At 72.2% G+C, this 21,557-nt stretch carries 17 protein-coding genes; 8 read left to right on the top strand and 9 right to left on the bottom strand.

The features are described 5' to 3' along the window. Positions 1 to 51 precede the first annotated feature (51 nt). Positions 52 to 825, top strand: coding sequence for a PaaX family transcriptional regulator C-terminal domain-containing protein (locus tag ACWC9R_RS03160; protein ID WP_450728503.1), 774 nt, complete (start codon positions 52 to 54; stop codon positions 823 to 825). Between the two features lie 33 nt (positions 826 to 858). Here the strand turns inward: ACWC9R_RS03160 and ACWC9R_RS03155 are convergent, their stop codons facing one another. Continuing rightward, positions 859 to 2,262: an alpha/beta hydrolase family protein gene (locus tag ACWC9R_RS03155; RefSeq protein ID WP_450728501.1), complete on the bottom strand. Its 1,404-nt coding sequence runs from the start codon at positions 2,260 to 2,262 to the stop codon at positions 859 to 861. 260 nt (positions 2,263 to 2,522) lie between these two features. Here ACWC9R_RS03155 and ACWC9R_RS03150 point away from each other — a divergent pair, with 260 nt between their 5' ends. After that, on the top strand, positions 2,523 to 3,209 hold the full coding sequence (locus ACWC9R_RS03150) for a hypothetical protein (RefSeq protein WP_450728499.1): 687 nt from the start codon (positions 2,523 to 2,525) through the stop codon (positions 3,207 to 3,209). 262 nt (positions 3,210 to 3,471) lie between these two features. Next, a complete protein-coding gene (locus tag ACWC9R_RS03145) occupies positions 3,472 to 4,740 on the top strand; it encodes an aminotransferase class I/II-fold pyridoxal phosphate-dependent enzyme (protein ID WP_450728497.1) in 1,269 nt (422 codons plus the stop codon). 24 nt (positions 4,741 to 4,764) lie between these two features. On the opposite strand, the gene ACWC9R_RS03140 is transcribed toward ACWC9R_RS03145, so the two are convergent. Continuing rightward, the gene (locus tag ACWC9R_RS03140) at positions 4,765 to 6,180 is read right to left on the bottom strand and encodes an amino acid permease (protein ID WP_450728495.1); all 1,416 of its coding nucleotides are present in this window, start codon (positions 6,178 to 6,180) and stop codon (positions 4,765 to 4,767) included. 94 nt (positions 6,181 to 6,274) lie between these two features. Continuing rightward, a complete protein-coding gene (locus ACWC9R_RS03135) occupies positions 6,275 to 7,489 on the bottom strand; it encodes a lactonase family protein (protein ID WP_450728493.1) in 1,215 nt (404 codons plus the stop codon). 296 nt (positions 7,490 to 7,785) lie between these two features. Between ACWC9R_RS03135 and ACWC9R_RS03130 the strand changes: the two genes are divergently transcribed. Beyond that, positions 7,786 to 8,874, top strand: coding sequence for a tetratricopeptide repeat protein (locus tag ACWC9R_RS03130; RefSeq protein ID WP_450728491.1), 1,089 nt, complete (start codon positions 7,786 to 7,788; stop codon positions 8,872 to 8,874). Here the strand turns inward: ACWC9R_RS03130 and ACWC9R_RS03125 are convergent. Next, complete coding sequence (locus ACWC9R_RS03125; protein WP_450728489.1) at positions 8,768 to 10,192, bottom strand: lipase maturation factor family protein; 1,425 nt, start codon at positions 10,190 to 10,192, stop codon at positions 8,768 to 8,770. The two genes, ACWC9R_RS03130 and ACWC9R_RS03125, sit on opposite strands and share 107 nt — an antisense overlap. A gap of 391 nt (positions 10,193 to 10,583) precedes the next feature. Here ACWC9R_RS03125 and ACWC9R_RS03120 point away from each other — a divergent pair, with 391 nt between their 5' ends. After that, positions 10,584 to 10,754, top strand: coding sequence for a hypothetical protein (locus ACWC9R_RS03120; protein ID WP_362606768.1), 171 nt, complete (start codon positions 10,584 to 10,586; stop codon positions 10,752 to 10,754). 53 nt (positions 10,755 to 10,807) lie between these two features. On the opposite strand, the gene ACWC9R_RS03115 is transcribed toward ACWC9R_RS03120, so the two are convergent. Both ACWC9R_RS03115 and ACWC9R_RS03110 read right to left on the bottom strand, forming a co-directional pair. After that, positions 10,808 to 11,383 carry a TIGR03086 family metal-binding protein gene (locus ACWC9R_RS03115; protein ID WP_450728487.1) on the bottom strand — a complete coding sequence of 192 codons (576 nt, stop codon included), beginning with the start codon at positions 11,381 to 11,383 and terminating at the stop codon, positions 10,808 to 10,810. Positions 11,384 to 11,522: 139 nt separating this feature from the next. Next, positions 11,523 to 13,352, bottom strand: coding sequence for an alpha-L-fucosidase (locus tag ACWC9R_RS03110; RefSeq protein ID WP_450728485.1), 1,830 nt, complete (start codon positions 13,350 to 13,352; stop codon positions 11,523 to 11,525). Between the two features lie 305 nt (positions 13,353 to 13,657). Here ACWC9R_RS03110 and ACWC9R_RS03105 point away from each other — a divergent pair, with 305 nt between their 5' ends. After that, positions 13,658 to 15,220, top strand: a complete 1,563-nt coding sequence (locus tag ACWC9R_RS03105; protein ID WP_450728483.1) for an AMP-binding protein — start codon at positions 13,658 to 13,660, stop codon at positions 15,218 to 15,220. A 49-nt stretch (positions 15,221 to 15,269) separates the two neighbouring features. Here ACWC9R_RS03105 and ACWC9R_RS03100 read toward each other — a convergent pair whose 3' ends face one another. Beyond that, positions 15,270 to 16,112, bottom strand: coding sequence for a nitroreductase/quinone reductase family protein (locus ACWC9R_RS03100; protein ID WP_450728481.1), 843 nt, complete (start codon positions 16,110 to 16,112; stop codon positions 15,270 to 15,272). Between the two features lie 1,063 nt (positions 16,113 to 17,175). Continuing rightward, positions 17,176 to 17,595, bottom strand: a complete 420-nt coding sequence (locus tag ACWC9R_RS03095; RefSeq protein ID WP_450728479.1) for a hypothetical protein — start codon at positions 17,593 to 17,595, stop codon at positions 17,176 to 17,178. Positions 17,596 to 17,783: 188 nt separating this feature from the next. Here ACWC9R_RS03095 and ACWC9R_RS03090 point away from each other — a divergent pair, with 188 nt between their 5' ends. Together ACWC9R_RS03090 and ACWC9R_RS03085 are read left to right on the top strand one after the other, a co-directional pair. Next, positions 17,784 to 18,128, top strand: coding sequence for a DUF1330 domain-containing protein (locus ACWC9R_RS03090; protein WP_450728477.1), 345 nt, complete (start codon positions 17,784 to 17,786; stop codon positions 18,126 to 18,128). A gap of 187 nt (positions 18,129 to 18,315) precedes the next feature. Continuing rightward, positions 18,316 to 20,394 carry a restriction endonuclease gene (locus ACWC9R_RS03085; protein ID WP_450728475.1) on the top strand — a complete coding sequence of 693 codons (2,079 nt, stop codon included), beginning with the start codon at positions 18,316 to 18,318 and terminating at the stop codon, positions 20,392 to 20,394. Positions 20,395 to 20,445: 51 nt separating this feature from the next. On the opposite strand, the gene ACWC9R_RS03080 is transcribed toward ACWC9R_RS03085, so the two are convergent. Further along, positions 20,446 to 21,273, bottom strand: coding sequence for an alpha/beta fold hydrolase (locus ACWC9R_RS03080; RefSeq protein WP_450728473.1), 828 nt, complete (start codon positions 21,271 to 21,273; stop codon positions 20,446 to 20,448). Positions 21,274 to 21,557: the final 284 nt, after the last annotated feature.

Below are 21,557 nucleotides of genomic sequence, written 5' to 3'. Positions count from 1 at the left end.
TGAAGACTGTAATGGCCGCCGGGACCGCCCTCGCTAGAATTTCCTGCACATATGAACGACGACCCCACCCGCACGCTCGACGACGCCGAGGCCGCCGCGCTCGCCCTGCGCCCGCTCACCGCCCGCTCCATCGTGCTGAGCACCCTCCTCGGCCATCACCCGCCGCGGCTGCCCGCCCGCGCCCTGGTGCGGGTCGGCGAACTCTTCGGCATCGCCGAGGGCACCGTCCGGGTCGCCCTCTCGCGGATGGTGGCCGCCGGTGACCTGCGGCAGACCGACGGCTCGTACGCCCTCACCACCCGGCTGCTGGCGCGCCAGACCCGGCAGGACGAGAGCCGCACGCCGCGGACCCTTCCCTGGGACGGGGACTGGGAGATCGCCGTCGTCACCACCCCGGAAGGTCGCCCGGCGGCCGAGCGCACCGCACTGCGCCAGGCCATGGCGACGCTGCGACTGGCCCGGCTGCGCGAGGGCAACTGGCTGCGCCCCGCCAATCTCGACCGGCCCCGCCCCGCCGTCGTCACCGACCAGTGCACCTGGTTCACCGGCGCCCCGGACGGCGACCCGGCCGCCCTCGCCGGCCGGCTGTGGGACCTGCCCGGCTGGGCCCGGCGGGCCCGCGCCCTGTCGGCCGCCCTGGACCGCGCCGCCAACCACGCCGACCGCTTCACCGTCGCGGCGGCCGCTCTCCGCCATCTCCTCGCCGACCCCCTGCTGCCCGCCGACCTCCTGCCGGACAACTGGCCGGGCGACCGACTCCGCCACGACTACGCGGAGTTCGAGACCGAACTCGGTGATCTGCTGCGGCAGTACCTGGGCGGCTAGGACCTGTTCCGGCGGATTCGCCGCCGGGCCGGCTCAGCTGCCGGTCAGCTTCTCCTGCAGCCAGTCGAAGACGACCTCGCAGTGCTGCTGCGGGGCCATCGGGGAACAGTGCAGCTGTGCGCCGGTGGCCGCGGTGAGCTTCACGTAGTCCTTGGGAGCCGTCAGCTTCTCGAACATCTGGCGCGGCTGCCCGGGGTAGAACTGCTCGAAGTCGTAGTCGAGCACCAGCGTGGGCATCGTGATGCGGCCCACGACGTCCGTGATGTCCAGCGACTTGATGAGAGTGGCCGGGGTGTAGAAGTCGGTGAACATCCTGCCCTGGCGGGCCGCGAGCATCGCCGGGGCGGAGAAGGGCTCGAAACGCTTCTTCATCGTCGCGGCCTCGGACGGCGACAGCCCGGGAACGACCTCCTTGTTCCAGATGCTGTTGGTCTTCTCCTTGTCCGGGGTGAGGATCTCCCGGATCTCCGGAGGGAAGCCCAGCCAGGGGGAGAGCACACCGGGCATCGCCACCAGCGCGGCGATCCGGCGCTCGAAGGCCGCGGCGCGCGGCGCCAGGTCCCCGGCCATGCTCAGCCCGGTCAGGGCGATCTTGCCGGTGTCCACGTCCCGGCGGGCGGACAGCCAGTCGACGAGCGGGGTGACGACGTTCTCCCAGCGCGGGGTGAAGACCACCTGGTCGACGAAGAGCAGCTGACCCTGGCCGGGCCCGTCGTACACCAGGGCGTTCCAGCCGCGCTGGAGGGCGGCCGCGACGCCGTAGGTCCACATGTCGACGTCCTGTCCGTCGCTGCCGTTCGTGAGGATCACGGTGGGGCGCCGTTCGCCGGAGTCGTCCGGCCGGAAGAACCACACGGGCATCGGGGTCTTCCCGTACGGGACGCGGGCCGTCACCGGAACCGGGTCGCACCGTTCGCAGAACGCGTCCCAGGAGTCGCGCCCCGCCTGGTACAGCGCCTCCTCGCTGCCGGGGGAGTCGGAGCCGAGGACGAAGAACAGCGCCTGTGCGTAGTACTGCGCCGCCCGCAGCGCGCGGAAGCGGGTGGTCTCCTTCCCGGGCGTGCCGGTGCCGGGCGGCTGCCGCAGCCGGTCGCCGAGCTTCTTGAAGGTCTCGGTGTAGGTCTGCGCGGAGAGACCGGCCTCGTTCACCGTGTTCACGGCGGTGAGCACCTCGCCCACCTCACCGGCGCCGTAACCGGACCCGCCGAGCGCCATGAGCGCGCCGAAGTTGAAGGCGGGGTCCTTGAAGAGCGTCATCACTCCGGGCGTGGGGTCGCTCGCCGTGGCGTAGGCGCGGGCCGTGCGACGTGCTGTGGGCTCCTTGGCGGGCGACCCGCTGCACCCGGCGGCCAGGAGGGCTCCCGCGCCGCCGACGAGCCCGGTCAGCGTGGTGCGGCGGGTGGGGCCGGAGGCGCGGTCAGCCGATACGTACGTCATGCCGCCCGAACGTACGAGCCGGGCACCGCGGCCCCCCTCTGCGACACCCGGGCTTCCCCCGAACGCCACGCCCCGCGGCCCCGGTTGCCGCCGGGCCGGGCGGACACCGGAACCCGCTCCCGGCCCGGGAGGCCGTCGAGTACGATCAACGGCCCGGACGGCCCGAGTTGGCGCCCAGCGGGACGCGCGCCGCATCGGCAGGGGAGCGTTGGCGCCCAGGACCGCTCCGCCCTCCCGCCGTCCACTCTGGAGACACACCCATGACCACTCCGCCGCCCCAGGGCGCGCCCCACGGCCAGGCACCCATGTACCCGACGGGTCAGCCCGCGGGGTATCCGGCGGGGCAGCCCGTGGGGCAGCCGCCGGGGCAGCCCGCGGGTTATCCGGCGGGGCAGCCCGTGGGGCCGCCCGCGGGATACCCGGCGGGGCAGCCGCAGCCCTACGGGCACCCCGGCTACCCGCCGCCCGGTTACGCCCAGCCCGGTTACGCACCGCCGGGCTACGCCCAGCCCGGCTACGCGCAGGCCCCCGGATACCCGGCCGCTCAGGTCCCCGCCCCCGGGTGCCGGGGCTGCGGATCACCGGCCGCGGAGAACTTCTCCGTCCGCGCCCACAAGGGGCTGCTCGTCCTGATGCACTTCCACAAGCTGGACGGCCCGTTCTGCCGGAGCTGCGGCCGCTCGGTCGTGCGGCAGATGACGACCAGGACCCTCTGCCTGGGATGGTGGAGCCCGCTCTCCCTCGTGGCGTTCACACCGTTCACCCTGCTCTGGAACCTGATCGCCCACCTGAAGTTCAGCAAGCTGCCGCAGTCCGCACCCGCGCCGGGCCGGCAGCCGTTGGACGAAGGGGCGCCGGTGCTGCGCCGGCCGCTGGCCTACGTGGCGCTGATCCCGCTGGCCTGGGCGCTGTGGGTCATCATCGGGGCGATCCTCTACGCCGACTGACCGCCCGGACGGCGTTTGCGACAGCCGGCACGAACCTCGCAAGGTGCCCAAATCCTCCAAGGTGCTCATTCGTAACCTGACCGACTTCACCGACTTGTCGTCATAGGTCACCGCGAGAGTCCGGCATCGGGCCGTATATGCCGGGCTTGAGCAGGGGCGACCCGGGCCTGGCCAGGGCGTTCGAACGGCGGTTTGTATCCTCGGCAGGCAGCACGAAGCCCCGGGCGCCGTCCCGGGCGCCACCGGCCCGAGAGGAAACACCATGACCACCGAGCTGAGCGCCGATGCCCTGAGCGGGCTCCTGGAGAGGGCCCGCAAGGACTACCAGGACCTTGCGGGGCGCGGGCTCTCGCTGAATCTCACCCGGGGCAAGCCGGCGCCCGAGCAGCTCGACCTCTCCGAGGACCTGCTGAGCCTGCCGGGCGGGCGGCACACCGCCGCCGACGGCACGGACGTCCGCAACTACGGTGGTCTGCAGGGCCTGTTGGAGATCCGGGAGATATTCACCGAGGTGCTCCAGGTGCCGGTCGGGCAGCTCCTCGCGGCCGGCAACTCCAGCCTCGAGCTGATGCACGACTGCCTGGTGCACGCCCTGCTGAGCGTGCTGCCGGGGGCCGGGTCGCGGTGGGCGGACCAGGAGCGGATCGCGTTCCTGTGCCCGGTCCCGGGCTACGACCGGCACTTCGCGCTCTGTGAGCGGTTCGGGATCGACATGATCCCGGTGCCGATGACCGCCGAGGGCCCGGACATGGCCGTCGTGGAGCGGCTGGTCGCCGAGGACCCGGCCGTCAAGGGCATCTGGTGCGTCCCGAAGTACAGCAACCCGGACGGCGTCTCCTACAGCGACGAGACCGTGGCGCGACTGGCCTCGATGACCGCCGCGGCGCCCGATTTCCGGATCTTCTGGGACAACGCGTACGCCGCCCACCACCTCACCGACGAGCCCGCCGAGATCGCCGACCTGCTCGCCGCCTGCGCGGACGCCGGGAACCCGGACCGCGCGTTCGTGTTCGGCTCCACCTCGAAGATCACCGCGGCGGGTGCGGGCGTCGCCTTCTTCGGTTCCTCGCCCGCGAACGTGGAGTGGCTGCTCGCCAACAACTCCAAGCGGTCCATCGGCCCGGACAAGGTCAACCAGCTGCGGCACGCGCTGTTCCTCCGGGACGCCGACGGGGTGCGGGCCCACATGGAGCGCCAGCGCGCGCTGCTCCAGCCGAAGTTCGAGGCCGTCGCCCGGATTCTGGCGGCGGAGCTGGGCGGCACCGGTCTCGCCCGGTGGACCGACCCCAAGGGCGGCTACTTCGTCACCCTCGAAGTGCCGGACGGCTGCGCCAAGGAGGTCGTCCGCCGGGCCGCCGAGGCGGGCATCGTGCTGACCCCGGCCGGCGCCACCCACCCGTACGGCGACGACCCGCGCGACGCCGTCATCCGGATCGCGCCCAGCTACCCGGGCCTCGCGGAGCTGGAGCAGGCCATCGAGGGCCTCGCCGTCTGCGTCCGGCTCGTGGGCTACGAGCAGCAGGCCGCCTAGGAGTTCTCCGCCGGCCGGCGCGGTTCAGCCCGCGTCGGCCGGCCCCCTCCGCCGCCGCAGCTCGTACCCGGCCAGCACCACGGCCACCGTCAGCAGGCTCAGCCAGAACTGCGGCCGGCTGTCCGGCAGGAACGCCATCGCCCCGATCACCACGGCCATCAGCGCGATGGTGACCCGGCTGAGCCACGGGAACAGCCACATCTTCAGCGTCAGCCGCTCCGGCTCCGTACGCTCCAGCTTCCGCCGCATCCGCACCTGGGCGACCGCGATCGTCAGATAGACGAACAGGGCGACCGCGCCGTAGGAGTTGATCAGGAACTCGAAGACGACATCGGGCGAGATCCAGGCCGCGATCACCGACAGATAGCCGGCCGAGGTCCCGGCCAGCAGCGCCCGGCGCGGCACCCCGCTCGCGCTGACCACGGTGAAGGCGCGCGGCGCGTCCCCGTTGCGGGTGAGCGCGAACAGCATCCGGGAGGACGTGTACAGCGCGGAGTTCAGGCAGGACAGCACGGCGATCAGCACCAGCGCGTTCATGACCGTGCCGGCCGCGGGCACCGCGAGCCGCTCCAGCACCGCCGCGTACGGACTCACCTCGATCGCCTTCGACGTCCAGGGCACCACGGCGACCACCAGGAATACCGACAGCACGTAGAAGGCCACCACCCGCAGCACGATCGAGCGGATCGCGTCCGCCACCGCCCGCTCCGGCTCGGCCGACTCGGCCGCCGCGATCGTCACGATCTCCGCGCCGGTGAAGAACCCGATGCAGGGCACGACGGCGGCCAGCACCGCGCCGACGCCCTCGGGCGCGAACCCGCCGTGTGCGGTCAGATGGCCCAGCCCGCCGGGGGAGTGCGGCCACAGGCCCAGCACGAACAGCGCGCCGAGGAAGAGGAACACCACGATCGCCAGGATCTTGACCGACGAGAACCAGTACTCGAACTCGCCGTAGGAGCGGGCCGAGACCAGGTTCGTCGCGGTCAGCAGCGTCATCAGCACCAGGCTGACCGCCCACAACGGCGCGTCGGGAAGCCACAGCTGGACGATCCGGCCGCCGGCCACCGCCTCGACGGCGACCACGATCACGAAGAAGTACCAGTACAGCCAGCCGACGGTGAACCCCGCCCGCAGCCCCAGCGCCTCGCGGACATGGGCGTAGAAGGACCCCAGCGCCGGACGGGCCACGGTCATCTCGGCCAGCATCCGCATGATCAGTACGGTGAGCACGCCGGCCGCCAGGAACGACAGCACCGCGGCCGGACCGGCGGACCGGATGACCACCCCGCTGCCGACGAACAGCCCCGCCCCGATGACCCCGCCCAGCGCGATCAACCGCATATGGCGGCGCTTGAGGCCCTGCCGCAGCCCTCCCGGCGCGGCCGGTGCCCCGCCCCGCTCCGTCCCGTCGTCCCGTACCGTCTCCGTGCTCGTGCTCATGCGGGCCGACGCTAGTGGGCCAATCCTGCGGCGCTGTTGCGGCAGTGTTTCCGCCTCCGGGACGGTGCGGCAGGCCGTGGCGGGCGGCCCGTGCTCAGCGCGGCAGGACGCACACCGGGACCGGAGCGGTGAACGGCGCACCCGCGCGGCGCAGCGCCCCGGTCCGGGCGTCCACCGCGAACACCGTCACCGACCCCGACTTCTGGTTCGCCGCGAACAGCCACCGCTGGTCCGGCGAGAACGCGATCTGCCGGGGGAAGTCCCCGCCCACGGGCACGGTGTCCAGCAGCCGCAGCCGGGCCCCGCCCGCCTCCACGGCATAGCGGGTCAGGCTGTTGTGCCCGCGGTTGGCGAGATAGGCGAAGCGGCCGCCCCTGGTGACCAGGATCTGTGCGGGAAAGCTGGTGCCCGGACCGGTGCCGGTGGACTGCGGCGCGCCGGGTGTCAGCCGTCCGCTGCGGCGGTCGTAGCGGCAGACCACCACCGTGTTGTCGACCTCGTTCGCGAGGTACGCGAAGTCGCCCGAGGGATGGAAGGTCAGATGCCGGGGGCCGGCGCCCGGCCGCAGCGCCGTGTGCGAGAGCCGGGTGAGCCGTCCGGCCGAGGTGTCGAGCCGGTAGGTGTAGACGGTGTCGTTGCCGAGGTCCACCGCCAGCACATGGCGGCCGTCCGGGGCGGTGAGGATCTGGTGGGCGTGTGGCCCGTCCTGGCCGGGGCCGGGCGGCGGGTCGGTGTGGGTGACCAGATCCGTGCGCTCGCCCAGCGCGCCGGTGGCCGGGTCGACCGGATGCACGGCGACGCTGCCGGAGAGGTAGTTGGCACTGAGCAGCCAGCGCCCGCCGGGGTGCACCGAAAGATGGCAGGGGCCCGCGCCGCCGGTGGCCCGGGTGCCCAGCAACGCCGGCCGGCCGGCCGGCCGCAGCGCCATCGCGGTCACCCCGCCCTCCTCCCGCTCGTTGACCGCGTAGAGCGTCCGGCCGGACGGCGCCAGGGCGAGATAGGAGGGGTCGGCGACTCCGGTGACCACCCCGCCGGTGGTGATCCGCCCGGTCAGGGTGTCGTACGTGCCGTAGCCGACGCCGGTGCCGCCACCCTCGGCGGAGGTGTAGGTGCCCAGGAAGAGCGGCCGGGTGCGCGGCGGGCGCGGCCCCGGGCGGCGGGCGGTGGTCTCCGCGGGCGGGCGGTCCTCCTCCAGGGACCGCAGCCCCGTTCCGGCCGCCGCGGCCAGCCCCAGCCCCGCGACGGTGCCGAGGAAGCGCCGGCGGCCCGTACCGGTCCCGGTCCGCTTCCCCGTGCCTTCTGCTCCCATGTCACACCTCGGTGCTCGTGGTCAGTGGTCCGTGCTCGGGCGGTCGTCAGCAGGGTGTCCCGTCCCGCCCCGCTCGGGCAAGCCGGGCACCCGCGGGGCGCGGCGCACGACGCCCGCGGGGTCTCCCATCGGAGGGAGGACCCTGAGACTCCCGTACATCCTCAAGATGACCATGGACCCTCTCCGTAGCACTCGAGTCGTACGGCAACACCCATACGCGGACGGATTCGGAGCCCCCGTTTCACTCGTAGGTTGTTGATCAAGGCACGGAGATGACGTGAGAGGGCCAGGATCTTATGTACGGCAAGGCATTCGCCCCGGAATACCAGGGCGAGTTGGGTGCGGCCCTGGGAGTGAACTCCTCCTACGAGGAGGTGCTGGAGAAGGCGAGCCGGGCGCACGCCGACGCGGGCACCCCACTGGAGCGGTCCCGGGCGGCCCTCGCGGTCGCCGAGGCCAACCGCCGGCTCGGCCGGGTGACGGAGGCGGGCGACGCCTGGCGGGAGAGCTACCGCAGCGCCCGCACCGCCGGTGACGCGGGCGCCATGGCCTGGGCGCTGTGGAGCGGCGGCACCCTGGCCCGCCAGTGCGGCACCCTGCCGCTCGCCCGCCGGCTGCTCACCCACGCCGTGGCGCTGGCCGACGGCAGCGGCGACCGTCTCGCCCACGGCTACTCGCTCGCCGGGCTCGCCGAGACCGGCCGCATACAGGGCGACTACGCCGCGGTAGCCGAGCTCCACGAGCAGCTGCTCGAACAGGGCCGGGCGCACGGCGAGGCCCGGCACATGGTCTGGGCGATGTCCGGCATAGCCCAGATGCACCGCAACACCGGCGGCTACGACAAGGCCCTGGAGCTGTTCGAGGAGTCCGCCCGGATCGCCGCCGAGGCCGATGACTTCCGCGGGCGCGCCTGGTCGCTGCGCGGCGTCGCCGATGTCCTGTCCGTCCAGGGCGAGACGGACCGGGCGCTGGATCTGCTGTCCGAGGCGGAGGCCATCTGCCGCGCCATGGACCTGGCGAGCGCGCTCGCCTACAACCACAAGATGCGGGCCAACGTCCTCTACCGGGCGGGCCGTTACGAGTCCGCGCGGGAGACCTACACCCTCTCGCTGCGGGAGTTCCGCGAGATGCAGGAGCCCCGCGGCATGGCCCTCTCCCGGCTCGGGCTCGTCAAGTCCCGTTCCCGCCTCGGCCGCGACCGGGACGAGACCCTGGCCGAACTGGCCACCCTCGAAGAGGACTTCACCCGCATCGGCCTGCGTCACGCGCGCGAGATGGTCATCGCCTTCCGTGCGGAGCTGACCGGGCCACCGGCGGCAGAAACTCCCGCTCCTCGACGCGATGCCACCACGCCCCGGTATCCCGCAGTTCCCGCCAGGTCGTGAAGCGGTAGCGGAAGACCCGGGCCCTGATCCGGGCGGGCGGCAGCCCGGGGAACGGGTTGCCGCGCAGCAGCCGCAGCGTGTCCCGGTCGTTCTCCAGCAGCCGCGTCACGAACGGCACGAACCACGCCCGTGCGTAGGCCGGTGACAGCGCGGCGAACCACATCAGCCAGTCCAGCCGCAGGTGGTACGGCGCGAACTGGCGCGGCAGCCGGCGCACCGCGCCCGGCTTGCCGTGGAACTCGTACGCGAGCCAGGTGGTGTCCGGCCCGGTCACCGCGTCCGCCGTCCCCTCCACCACGATCTCCCGGCGCACCCGCGTGATGCTGCCGAACGCGCCGTACGAGTTGACCAGATGCAGCGACTCGTACGACGTGTTCATCAGCTGCTGCCGGGCCAGCAGATTGCGGGCCGGCCGGTAACTGAGCACCAGGACCCCGGCGGTGGCGAGGAGGGCCAGGACCTCGAACCAGACGGGCGGCGCCGGGAGCGGCGCGGAGGGCCGCGCCCACAGGGGGGCGGCGGCCGACAGGGCGAGCGCGATGGTCACCCAGTTCAGCCAGGCGAAGTTGCCGGACAACACCAGCCACAGCTGGGTGACGACCATCGCCACCGCCGCCCACCCGGCGATCGGCTGCGGGGTGAACAGCAGCACCGGAACGGCGAGTTGGGCCACATGGTTGGCGGCCACCTCGACCCGGTGCAGGGGCCTGGGCAGGTGGTGGAAGAACCAGCTCAGCGGTCCCGGCATCGGCTGGGTCTCGTGGTGGTAGTAGAGGCAGGTCAGATCCCGCCAGCAGCTGTCGCCCCGCATCTTGATCAGCCCGGCCCCGAACTCCACCCGGAACAGCACCCAGCGCAGCAGCCACATCACCGTCACCGGGGGAGCGGTCTCGGCGTTGCCGAGGAACACCGCCAGCGAGCCCGCCTCCAGCAGCAGCGACTCCCAGCCGAAGCCGTACCAGGTCTGTCCGACGTTCACGATGGACAGGTACATCGCCCACAGCACGGCCCACATCACCATCGAAGCCCACAGCGGCACGGCGTCCGCGGCCCCCGCCGCCACCGCGGCGGCGAGCAGTACCCCGCCCCACGACCACAGCGCGAAGAAGCGGTCCGAATAGCGCCAGTGAAAGACCGAGGGCGCCGCACGGAACGGCACCCGCGCCACATACGCGGGCACCGGCAGCATGCCGCGCGCACCGATCAGTGCCCGGAACTGCCGTGCCGCGGCGAGGAACGCGACCACATAGAGAACGGCCAGCACGCGCTGGAAGACCAGCCGCCCCAGCCAGTAACCGGAATCGGAGAACCATGCCACCCACCCATGGGTAGCACCGTGGCCGCGCGCCCTACGGCATGGCGCGCGGCCCCAGCGGCTGCATTGCTCGCTCACTCTCCAGCGTAGGGAACGGGGCGAATGCAGCAACCGCGGGGCCGTTCGGGTGAGTGATGTGTATCACAGATTCCACCTCGTTCCCCGTCATTCACGGGCGGCGGTATTCGCGCTTTCCGAGGACTTGACTTTCCCAGCGGAAAACGTCGAGCGCGCCGCGTGCGGCGTCGTTACTCTGAGGGGCGACGGACGACCTTTCTGGGAGACGCCAACACCATTGGCCCGTCGCGGGAACGCCACAAACCTTGGCTGACCTCCCGGTTTGTGAAAGAGGCGCCACCGCGTCGGAACCAATACCTCGATGAAGGAGTGCGTGGTGGCTTTGCACAAGGCTCAACACAAGCAGCCCCGTCTGAAGCGGGGCGAGCGGCCAGGCCGGATCAAGGAAGTCCGCAATCTGGAAGTCTGGGACCGATGTGCCCCGGTGCGCCTGGCCGGCTGTGAGGACGATCCCGCCGAGCCGAACATCTTCCGCGGTATCGACTGATCGGCTGAACGCAGGTGTACGCCGGCCCTGACCCGGGGGCCTCCTCCTCCGAGTCAGGGCCGGCGCCCGAGCAGGCACAGCAGCCGGGTGAGGTCATCGGCGTCCGCCGGGGCCTCCACCGCGGGGGCGAACAGCCCGGAGGCGGCGAGCCCGGGGGCGTACGGCTCCACCTCGCGCAGCGCCGCTGTCGCCAGCGGGCCGGGCAGCCGCTCATCGGCGCCGATCGCACGGGACAGGTCCCAGGTGTGCACCACCGCGTCGGCCGTCATCTGTGTGCAGTACCCGGCGGCCGGGACCGCGCCGTAGGACAGCTGGACCGGGCGGACCAGGGCGCCGCGCTCCGCGAACGCCGCCACGGCGGCCACCGCCGCGCGGTCCCAGGCCCCGGCCGGATCATCCCCGAGCACATCGCCGTCGTAGTCCGCTCCGACGTCCGTGACCGCGGCGCCGTCCCGCACCAGGCGGGGCACCCACAGCTGTTCGGCCGTGAGGTGGTTCACCAGCGCGCGCACCGGCCAGTCCGTGCACGGCGTCGGGGCGTCCCACTGGTCGTCGCGGACGGCGTGCACCCGGGTCCCGAAGAGCGCGAGAGCCTCACCATGGGTTCGCAGGATCTCGTCGTGGTTCATGCTCCCCGAGCATAGGAGCGGGCACCGGCGACGGCGCCCCGGCGCAGGGCCGGTCACCTCGGGCGGGCGGTGACCCGAACGGCCCAACGGGGCGGACGATTTCCCGCCCGCCGCTCCATACGGTCCCGTCAGGCACCCGTCAGTCGGCGTAGAGCTGACGCCGCGGCACGATCTGCTGCTCCTGACTCGGGCTGGACCACAGCAGCTTCATATGGGCCTCGCCGGTCTGCTGCGTGTGGTCGATCCGGATGCGGTGCCGGTGCCCGGCCTTCAGGGTGACCGTTCCCTTGTCGGTCCTCGGGCCGTGCGGGCCGGCGCTGTCGATCACCGGCCGGCCGTCGATCCACAGCCGCACGGTGTCGTCCGAGACGGTGGTGAAGGTGTACGTCTCGTCGTCACGCGGCTGGATGCTGCCGGTCCAGCGGGTGCTGAAGCGGCCGGCGGGGATCTTCGGGTCCGGTGAGCCGTCGAAGCGGTAGGACTTGTTCACCGTCGGGTCGACGGTGGTCGCCACGGGCGGGCCGGAGAAGGAGTCATTGGCCCAGCTCCGCGCCGTCAGACCGGTGCCGCTCCCGGCGGGCGCAGCGGGCGGCGGCTCGATGGTGAGCCGGATGACGCTCGCCCGCGGATCGGTGGGCGGGCCGGACGGCGTGAGGTCGAACCCGTCCCCGGACCGGACGGCCCTCACCTGCTGGGAACTGCCCAGCACCCGGGCCGCGGTGATGCCGAACGGCGCCCTGGCCGTCAGGTGGAGGGGAGCGCCGGCGGCCGGCCAGGAGGTGACGGAGGCGTACAGCGCGTTGCCCCGGCGGGAGACCGCGCCCCAGGGCGGGTCCGCCACCAGACCGGTGTGCCCGGCCCCGTACACCGCGTCGCCCTGGCCGTGCGCGGCCAGCCACCGGCCGGTCTCGCGCAGCCGGTCGACGGACGGCTGCGGGATGCGCCCGAGTCCGTCCGGCCCTACGTTGAGCAGGTAGTTGCCGCCGCGGCTCGCCACGTCCAGCAGATTGCGCAGTACGGTCTCCGACGACTTCCAGTGGGTGTCGTACCTGGCGAAGCCCCAGTGGTCGTTGAGCGTCATGCAGCTCTCCCACAGCTGCCCGTCGACCGGTTCCGCGGGGATCTCCTGCTCGGGTGTGCCGAAGTCGCCGTCGGTCACCTCGCGCTTGCCGACGCGGTTGTTGACGATCAGCCGGGGGTTCAGGGTGTGCAGATACGCCTGGAGGCCGGCGCCGTCCCGGCGGGACCAGTGGTTGGTGGGGTTGTCCGTGTCCCAGTCGCCGTCGAACCAGAGCAGCGCCGGGTCATAGTCGTCGATCAGTTCCTTGAGCTGGGCGTACATCCGTTTCCTGTAGCGCGGGAAGGTGTCCGGACCGGCGAAGTCCGGGTCGTGCCAGTCCCAGATCGAGTAGTAGAAGCCGAGCTTGATCCCGGCGGCGTCGGCGGCCTGCTTCAGCTCGGCGAGGAGGTCGCGGCGCGGGTCGAAGGAGGAGTGGTCGCGCAGGTTCCAGGTGTTCTGCCGCGTCGGCCACATCGCATAGCCGTCGTGGTGCTTGGCGGTGATGACGATATAGCGCTGACCGGCTTCCTCGGCCGTGCGGACGATCGCGCGGGCGTCGAAGGCGGACGGGTTGAAGGCGGCGGCCCGGCGTTCGTACTCCGCGTCCGGGATCTGGCACTCGCGCTTGATCCACTCCGCGTTGCGGCAGACGGTGCCGTCGGGCCGGGTGTACTCGCCCTCCAGGTGGGAGTACGCGCCGAAGTGGATGAACATCCCGAAGCGGCCCTGCCGCCACCACGAGGTGCGCGGCGAGGTGAAGGGGGCGTCGGTCGCGTGGTTGGTGCCGGGGCCCCCGGCGGGCCGGGGCGGGGGCGTCGCGGCGGCGGTCGGGCCGCCGGCGGCCAGCAGCAGGGCCAGCGGCAGTCCCGTCAGCCCCAGCAGCCCGCATCGTCGTGTGCGGCTGTGCATCGCTCGCTCCTCGGGTCAGTTGGTCACGTACGTGCCTCCTGTGCCATCCCGCATGGTGCAGTCCCGGCACCCCGACCGGAAGCCCCAGGCGCAACAAACATCGGAGCACCTTGGGGGCGCGGGCGCGGAATCGGGGGAGTTGACGGGTGGTGGTCGGGGAGACCTCGGATCTAAGGCGGCCGGGGGGAATGACCGAGAAGAGAACCCCCGGTGGCCGAAGGAGTACTGACGCCACATCAGCGCCCTGGCGGGGACCGCCGCTTGCCGGTTCAATGAGCCATCCGGTCGCACTCAATGGAGGCACCATGGAAGCCGTCGCCCGATCCGCCGCCGGTGCCCCGGCCATCCGCTGCGCGGGCCATGAACGCGACTATCCGGCCTTCCTCGACCGTGCCGCCCGGATCGCAACCGGACTGAAGGAGTGGGGAGTTGAGCCCGGCGACCGGATCGCCGTCGTGCTGCGCAACGAGCCCGCCCATCTGGAGATCACCGCCGGCGCCGCCCTCCTCGGAGCCTCGGCGGTACCCGTCAACTGGCACTTCCGGCACCACGAGCTGCGGCATGTGCTCACCGACAGCGGCAGCAAGGTCGTCTTCGTCCACACCGACCTGCTCGCCGCGGTGTCCGCCGCACTCCCCGACGGCGTACGGATCGTCGAGGTGGCCCTCCCGGCCGGGGTCGCGGCCGCCTGCGGGATCGCCCCGCCGCAGCCCACCGGCCACCACCCGCTGCTCGACCACTGGCTGGAAGGCTGCGCACCCCTGCGGGAACCCGCCGGGCAACGCCCGCCCACCATCATCTACAGCTCCGGAACCACCGGACGCCCCAAGGGAGTGCTGCGCGAACCCGTCGCCGCGGACCGGCTGGAGGAAGCCGTACAGCGGTTCCTGGAGTACTTCGCCGTCGCCCCCGGCGGCCGTACGCTCATCCCCGCCCCGCTCTACCACGCCTCGCCCAGCCAGCACGCCGTCCTCGCCCTCGCCGCCGGACTGGACATCACCCTCATGCCGCGCTTCGACGCCGAGGAGTTCCTCGGGCTGATCGAGCGGCACCGCATCGAGCAGGTCCAGGTCGTGCCCACGATGTTCGTCCGGCTGCTGCGGCTGCCCAAGGACGTCCGTGAGCGCTACGACCTGTCCTCGCTCACCTCGGTCGTACACGCTGCGGCGCCCTGCCCGCCGCACATCAAGCACGCCATGATCGACTGGCTGGGGCCGGTGCTGCGGGAGTACTACGGCGGCAGTGAGACCGGCGCCGTGACATGGTGCGACAGCGCGGAGTGGCTGGCCCACCCCGGCACCGTCGGCCAGGCCACCGGCACCTGCGGCATCGCCGTCCTCGGCCCCGACGGGGCGCCGCTGCCCACCGGCGCCACCGGCGACATCTACTGCAAACCCGGCGACGACTGGCCCCGGTTCACCTACCTCGGCGACCCGGACAAGCGCGCCGCCATGGAAGCGCCGGGCCTGCCCGGCTACGTCACCATCGGGGACATCGGCCACCTCGACGCGGACGGCTTCCTCTACCTCAGCGACCGCCGCAACGACATGGTCATCTCCGGCGGTGTCAACATCTACCCCGCGGAGATCGAGGGCTGTCTGCTCGCCCTCGACGGCGTCCGTGACGTGGCGGTCTTCGGCATCCCCGACGAGGAGTTCGGCGAGGTCCTCGCCGTGCACCTGGAGACCGAACCCGGCGTACTGCTCAGCGCGGAGACGGTGCGCGCCCATGTCGGCGCGCGGCTCGCCGGCTACAAGGTCCCCCGGGCCGTGGTCTTCGAGGAGCGGCTGCCGCGCGACGAGTCGGGAAAACTCTTCAAGCGGCAGCTGCGCGATCCGTACTGGGCGGGGCACGACGCCGCGATCTGAACGCCGCGAATCCGAAGGGCGTGCCCCGCCCGGCGGCCGCCGCCCCGGCTCAGCAATTCCCTCCGTCGAGGACCGGAATCAACTGCTCCTCCTCATAGGTGAGATGGTTTTCCACCTCCTCCGTGAGCCGCTCGACTTCGGAGAGCACCCGTTGCCGGTCCGCGTTCTCCTCGGAGATCACCCTTTGCAGGGCGGCAAGAAGGTCCGCGAGTTTCTCGTGCTCCTGACGCATATGTTCCAGAGCCGGCGCGAGTTCCGGATGATTCTCGCCGAGCATCGGGAACATTCCGGCGTCCTCACCGGTGTGATGGTTGTGCAGGCCCTGGCACAGGGCGAGGCAGTTCATTCGGAGCTGGGCACCGAGACCGGGGCCGGAGGTGGCGATTTCCTCGCGGATCAGGGCGAGTTCCCGGCGGAATCCGTCGTGCACGGCCTTCAGCGCCGCACCCACCGAGGCGGCGTTGATGCGCGGCGGCCCGGCCGGAATCTCCTCCAGCGCCACCACGGGCAGCCGGCGGTCCGTCCTCTCCTGGTACTCCGACCAGCCGGGATCGGCCTCGGCCGCCCGGGCGAAGGCACGGTCACGCGCGGCGCCCTCCAGGACCACGGCCTGCGCCTCGTAGGTGAAGACGCCCGCCTCGACGGTGACCCGGGGATGCGCCACCAGGTTGTGGTACCAGGCCGGATGCCTCGGTGCGCCGGCCGCCGAGGCGATGACCAGGACGCGTCCGTCGCTGTCGGGAAGGTAGCCGAGCGGGGTGGTGTGCGGGGCACCGGACCGCGCCCCCGTAGTGGTCAGCAGAAGCAGCCGGCCACCCTCGAAGGGGCCGCCGACACGTCCGCCGTTGGCGCGGAACTCCTCAATGACCTGTCGGTTGAAATCGATCGGCATAGGCGGTGTTTTCTCCAGGCTGGAAGTGCGGGTGAGCCCACGGAAGGAGCTGCGCGCGGGCAGGGTGAATGGGCCACGGAGGAAAGACAGCCGTCGACCGTGGCGCGAAGCGCCGGAGCGCGGAAGAAGGAAACGAAAAGGGCGCGGAGACGCGAAAGAGGCACGCGTGCGGGAGCGGCGCGCGCGGGGAAACCCGTGCGCGGCGCCGATGATGCCGCAGGCGGAAGAAGAACGCGAAACGCGCGAAGACTGAAAGAGCGGAGGGGCGGGCCTCGTGTCACCCGCCGGACGGTCACGTGGTGACCGGGAACCTCACTCGCTCATGGCACATGGCCGACCCGGTAGTCACAGCGATAAAGGTAATGCCACAAAGGGGCCAAGGCAACGGCGAAGTGAGATTCGGTCAGGGGGGAGCCAGTTTGTCTTGGGGAAGGCGGCGGCGCGCAGCCGGCAATGAGGTGCGGCCAAGCCGAGTGCGCGGTCGAGGGGCAACGGCAGGCCGTTGGAGGGTCGTCCGCCGTTCCCGCGGCAGAGTTGGACGGTTCCTGACGCCGTGCTGCCGCGACAGCGGCACGTAGGTGGTCATCCCGAGCAAGCTGAGAGCGGCGGGGGCGTTCCCCGGCCCGCGAGGACAGTCAACCGGCCGCGGTGTTGCCCAGGTCCAAGGCGTCGTCAGGAGCCCCCGGCTGCGCTCCGCTCCGCCGGGCGGGGGCTTCTCGACTCCGCTCGGGGACCGCGCCCGCCTTCGGCCCCTCTGCCCAGGCCCACCCATCCCGTCCACCATCGACCCACGCAGAGCCGAGCAGAAGTGGCCCACGGCCCCGGTACGAACTTGCCTTCGTTTGTACATTTTGCAGTCGAACGCAGGCGGGCGGCCGCGCACCCAGTCACGAAACTGCTTGGGCCGCATACCAAGGGAGGAGGCGGCCTGAGTGGTGGTGACGAGCGGTCGACCGTCACACCTGGCTCCTGGTCGCATGTCCAGTGGGCCTGACGGGCCGGCCGTTCCATAGCCCGGCGTTCGGTGCACCGGCCTGAGCCTCGTTGCCCTTTCCTTTCGTGGCTACTTGCCGATGTGGATCTTCTCGCTGTCGAGCAAAGCGGTGTGCGTCGTCGCGACCAGCATCAGCAGAACGAGCAGCAGCCCGGTCCAGTTCTTCGGGTCGTTGCCGGATACGGCGGTGGCGAAGACGAAGATGCCGACCTGGACCACCACGTAGACGGCCGCCAGCCACGGCTTGATGACGCCCTTCACGGCGGCCACGACGAACGGCACTGCGGCGAACAGACTGAGACTGATCAGTGGCACGAGCGTCCAGATCACCTGGGCGAGGGTCGAGCCGAGCATGCGCGGCCGGGTCGGGGTGATCGGCGAGTTGACGTACGGGTTCGGGCTATAGGCCATGTGGAGGTCACGGAGTATGCCCAGCTCATCGAAGGTCCAGCGCCGGTACGCAGCGCTGGCCGGCTCTCGCGGGCCCATCAAGTGGCTGGTCCGGTCCTTCGTAGAGGCTGCGGGAGGGTCTCTGTGTCGAAGAGGTGTCGACCTTCTCGGTCAGGGGGCTCGGCGGCAATGACAGGCCGTGTCTTACCCCGGAGGTAATCGACCCCTCCCCCAAGGACTGGAACCGTGGCATCCACCGGATCACCCCCGCACCGGAAGGAAGTCCCATGACCGCGTACGCCGTTGCTCATCTCCGTCCCGCCGGCCCGCACCCGGAGATCTTCGAGTACCTCGAGAGGATTCAGGGGACGCTGGACCCGTTCGCGGGGCGGTTCCTTGTGCATGGTGCCGAAGTGGAGGTCAGGGAGGGGAGTTGGCCCGGGGCCCTTGTGGTGATTGCGTTTCCCGATATGGCGCGGGCCCGTGGGTGGTACGAGTCGCCGGCCTATGCGGAGATCCTGCCGTTGCGTACCCGCCATATCGACGGCGATGCGGTGCTGGTGCCGGGGGTGCCCGAGGGCTACGACCCGGCCGTCACGGCGGCGAAGCTGCGGGCGGCGGCGGGCGGATGAGGCGGGGGCCGGGGACGGGGAGGTGGTCGGTCCGGTTTGTGCGGGCGTCCCGTGGCGAGGGCGAATTGTCGTACCCGACCGTGACCGGCCGCTTGCTCCCCCGCTAAGGTCTCAGCACCAGCGCAGGTGAAACCGCTTCCACAGGGTTCCGGGGGCCAGCCGCCCCGGGGGGAGGACACAGAGCGACATGAGCCGCCGTTCCCATGGGTTGATGGCCATCTGGGCCGAGGCGCAGCGGCAGCAGCAGCGCCGGGAGGAAGCCCAGCGCCGCGCGCGAGCCCAGCAGCAGCGCGACCAGGAACGGCAGGCCCGGGACGCCGAGCGCGCGATGGCCCGGATGCACCGCGAGCGGCAGGCGGCCTACCGGCAGCAGCGCGAGGCCGACGCCCGGCGCCGTACCGAGGAGCTGGACGGCCGGGTCGCCGCGCTGACCGGCCTCCTCGCCGAAGGCTGCCGGGCCCCCGCGTTCACCCCCGACGCGCTGCTGCGCCCCGAGCGCATCGAGGAGTTCGCGCCCGGCGCCCTCGCCACCCCGGTGCCGATGCCCGACCCGGCGCGCTATCAGGCGCCGCCGGGCGACTGGCAGGCCGGCGTCCGCCGCGACCGCGCCGAGGGCGAGGCCCGCGCCCGCTACGAGCAGGACCGGTACGCCGCACAGGCCGCCGAGAGCCGACGGCAGACCCAACTCGCGGCCTACCGGCAGCAGTACGACCAGTGGGCCACCGGCACGCTCACCGGCATCCGGCAGCACAACGACGGGATGGCGGAGCTGCTGGACGGCCTGCGCGACGGCGACCCGGACGCCGCCGTGGAGTACTTCTCCGCCGCCCTCTACTCCTCCACCGCCTGGCCGGAGGGCTTCCCCCGGCAGCTCGCCGCCGCCTACGACCCGGCGGCCCGCCAGCTCGTCCTGGACTGGGAGCTCCCCGGCTACGACATCGTGCCGGCCGCCAGATACGTCCGGTACATGTCGAGTGTCGACCAGGAGAAGGAGACCGCCCGGCCGGCCGCGCAGCGCCGGGCGCTCTACCGCGACGTGCTGGCCCAGAGCGTGCTGCTGGTGCTGCGCGACCTCTTCGCCGCCGACACCTACGGCACGCTGGACTCGGTGGCCCTCAACGGGTTCGTGGACGAGGTCGACCCGGTGACCGGCCGCCCGGCCCAGGTGTGTCTCGCGAGCGTCATGGCGCCCCGCAGCGCCTTCGACGCCTTCCGCCTCGCGCAGGTCAGCGCGGTGGAGTGCCTCACCGAGGGGCTGCGCGGGCAGCTCGCCGCGCGTCCCGACCAGCGGACCCCGGTACGCCCCGCACGCCTTCCGGGGGACGTCGGGGGTGAGGTCGTCGCCCACGGCACGGACGGCGAACCGGACCTGTACGAGATGGACCCGGTCGCGTTCGAGAACCTGGTCGCCGAGCTGTTCCGCGCGATGGGCATGCAGGCCGTGACCACCCAGCGCTCCGGTGACGGCGGGGTCGACGTGGACGCGCTGGACCCGGACCCGATCCGGGGCGGCAAGATCGTGGTGCAGGTCAAGCGCTACCGGCACACCGTCCCGCCGACCGCCGTCCGTGACCTCTACGGCACCGTCCAGGCCGAGGGCGCCAACAAGGGCGTACTGGTGACGACCTCCCGCTTCGGCCCCGGCTCCCACACCTTCGCCAACGGCAAACCGCTCAGCCTGATCGCCGGCTCCGAACTCGTCGACCTGCTCGGCCGGTACGGGCTGCGCGGGCGGCTCGGTACGGACGCGCCCGCCGGTGCCGCCGCGGCCGACGAGGCACCGGACCACAACATCCTCGGCATGAACTGGTCCGGCGAGGTCGCCCTCGATGTCTGCGCCCTGGTGTGCAAGGGGACCAGTGTGCTGAGCGAGGACCAGTTCGTCTTCTACAACAACCCGCGCAACCCGGACGGCTCGGTCCGGATGCTGCCGGGGTTCGCGCCCGACCGGGCCGCCATGCAGGTGCGGTTCGAGGCGCTGCCGCCGGACGCCGACCGGCTGGTCCTGGTAGCGGCGATCGACCCCCAGGCCAACCCCGACGCCGACCTCTCCGGCTTCACCGACGCCCGTATCCGGCTGCTGGACGCGTCGGGGGAGGAGCTGGGGCAACTGGCGGTCTCGGAGGGGCGGCGCGGTGAGACCGCGCTGGTGCTCGGCTCGTTCCGGCAACGGGCGGGCGGCGACTGGGACTTCGTGGGCGGCGGCAAGGGCTTCCCCGGTGGCCTGGAGGCGCTGGTGCAGGAGTACGGCATCGAGGTCGCCTGAGGCCGGACGCCACGGACCGCCTCCCGTCACGCCCCGGTCCCGGCCGCCCGGTCAGCTCCGCCACAGCCGGGTGAGCAGGGCATTCACCTCCGCGGGCCGGTCCTGGTGCGGTGCGTGCCCGGCGCCGCTCACCCGCACATGGCGGGCGCCGATCGCCCCGGCGAGGTACTCGCCGCAGGCCATCAGCGCCCGGCCGGAGAACTCCCGGTGCTCGGGGTGGGCGGTCTCCCAGGTCCCGTTGACGACGGTCTTGGGCAGGGCGGCCGCCGCCAGCGGGCCGAGCGGCAACTCCGCGTCCCACACGGGACGTTCGCGCATCGCCGACCGCACCGCGCGCAGCAGTCGCGGGGTCGGTTCCGGCACCGGCAGCCCGTACGGCTCGGTGGAGCGCCGCAGGTACTCCTCGGGGCCCAGCTCCTCGTCGAGGTCGCCGAACGCCGCGCGGATGCGCTCCAGCGCCGCCGCCACGGCCGGATGGTCGGCCGCGGTGCGCAGCGGGGACGGCTCGATGAGGGTGAGCGACCGCACGGCCTCCGGGCGGGCCGACGCGGCCAGCATCACGGCGGCCGCACCGTAGGAGTGGCCGACCAAGTGGGCTCCGTGGTCCAGAAGTCGGCCGATATCCTCGGCGTCGACCGTGTAGTCGCTCCGTTCGATGTCCGGGCTGTCGCCGAAACCGCGCCGGTCGACGAGTTCGAGCCGGAACATCCGGGCCAGCGGCCGCTGCGCCGCGAAGCACTCCGTGCCCCAGCTCATCGTGCCGTGCACCAGCACCGCCCGCGGCGCACCGGGCCCCGCCTCGTCCCACACCGTCACATGAACCGGCGCACGGCCCTGCGGGGAGTCACCGCTCGCCGGGCCCGGGGAGTCACTGCTCATACGGCTGAGGCTAGGGCCTGTCCGGCGGGTCGGGGCCGCGTTGACCGGACGGGCCCCAGCAGGCCGGACACTCGCCCCCGGGTGGCGGCGCGGTCTCGACGGACTACCCGCATGGCGGTCGCTGGGGGCCGTGGTGCCGGTCAAGGCTGGCCGCAGGCTGACGGTGGTGGCCTGCGGCCGGGGTGCCGGTTCCCGGGGCGGGCGGCCCGGCCGGGGTGCGGCGGTTCCGGTCCGCGGCGCCGGGCCGGCCGGCCACCCACGCATGCGACGGACGGGGCGCGGCC

The sequence above is a fragment of the Streptomyces sp. NPDC001219 genome (genome assembly GCF_053597915.1).
This window is presented reverse-complemented; position numbering and strand designations above follow the sequence as displayed.

Coding starts and splice junctions, on each gene's coding strand:
- ACWC9R_RS03160 (WP_450728503.1), top strand. CDS start 52: ATGAACGACGACCCCACCCGCACGCTCGACGACGCCGAGGCCGCCGCG.
- ACWC9R_RS03155 (WP_450728501.1), bottom strand. CDS start 2,262: ATGACGTACGTATCGGCTGACCGCGCCTCCGGCCCCACCCGCCGCACC.
- ACWC9R_RS03150 (WP_450728499.1), top strand. CDS start 2,523: ATGACCACTCCGCCGCCCCAGGGCGCGCCCCACGGCCAGGCACCCATG.
- ACWC9R_RS03145 (WP_450728497.1), top strand. CDS start 3,472: ATGACCACCGAGCTGAGCGCCGATGCCCTGAGCGGGCTCCTGGAGAGG.
- ACWC9R_RS03140 (WP_450728495.1), bottom strand. CDS start 6,180: ATGAGCACGAGCACGGAGACGGTACGGGACGACGGGACGGAGCGGGGC.
- ACWC9R_RS03135 (WP_450728493.1), bottom strand. CDS start 7,489: ATGGGAGCAGAAGGCACGGGGAAGCGGACCGGGACCGGTACGGGCCGC.
- ACWC9R_RS03130 (WP_450728491.1), top strand. CDS start 7,786: ATGTACGGCAAGGCATTCGCCCCGGAATACCAGGGCGAGTTGGGTGCG.
- ACWC9R_RS03115 (WP_450728487.1), bottom strand. CDS start 11,383: ATGAACCACGACGAGATCCTGCGAACCCATGGTGAGGCTCTCGCGCTC.
- ACWC9R_RS03110 (WP_450728485.1), bottom strand. CDS start 13,352: ATGCACAGCCGCACACGACGATGCGGGCTGCTGGGGCTGACGGGACTG.
- ACWC9R_RS03105 (WP_450728483.1), top strand. CDS start 13,658: ATGGAAGCCGTCGCCCGATCCGCCGCCGGTGCCCCGGCCATCCGCTGC.
- ACWC9R_RS03100 (WP_450728481.1), bottom strand. CDS start 16,112: ATGCCGATCGATTTCAACCGACAGGTCATTGAGGAGTTCCGCGCCAAC.
- ACWC9R_RS03095 (WP_450728479.1), bottom strand. CDS start 17,595: ATGGGCCCGCGAGAGCCGGCCAGCGCTGCGTACCGGCGCTGGACCTTC.
- ACWC9R_RS03090 (WP_450728477.1), top strand. CDS start 17,784: ATGACCGCGTACGCCGTTGCTCATCTCCGTCCCGCCGGCCCGCACCCG.
- ACWC9R_RS03085 (WP_450728475.1), top strand. CDS start 18,316: ATGAGCCGCCGTTCCCATGGGTTGATGGCCATCTGGGCCGAGGCGCAG.
- ACWC9R_RS03080 (WP_450728473.1), bottom strand. CDS start 21,273: ATGAGCAGTGACTCCCCGGGCCCGGCGAGCGGTGACTCCCCGCAGGGC.